The organism is Salmonella sp. SAL4457 (assembly GCF_046548235.1).
Classification (GTDB): domain Bacteria; phylum Pseudomonadota; class Gammaproteobacteria; order Enterobacterales; family Enterobacteriaceae; genus Salmonella; species Salmonella enterica.
In genome coordinates this window covers 1-269 of record NZ_JBGDZO010000547.1, presented here as the reverse complement: position 1 = coordinate 269, position 269 = coordinate 1, and the positions used below count along the sequence as shown (strand labels likewise).

Genomic DNA, 269 nt, shown 5'->3' with positions numbered 1-269 from the left:
GCGCTGGGCGGCTTCATGCCGGTGCGCCGGCAGAAGAGCATGAGCGTGCCGGTTCCGCCGCTGGAAACCCTGAAGGCCATGCTCGACGGCTCCGGCGATCGCGAGATCTCCACCACCATGGCCTTCGTGCGGATCATCTCGCAGCTGGTCAAGGACAAGGAACTCGGCCCGCGCATCGTCCCGATCGTCCCGGACGAGGCCCGTACCTTCGGCATGGAAGGCATGTTCCGCCAGCTCGGCATCTACTCCTCGGTCGGCCAGCTCTACGA

General features: G+C 66.2%; 1 pseudogene. It reads left to right on the top strand.

Features of this window, described 5'->3' with window-relative positions:
* Positions 1–269 (top strand): annotated as a pseudogene (aceE, locus tag ACLJNW_RS25410) (pyruvate dehydrogenase (acetyl-transferring), homodimeric type); the annotation flags it as partial.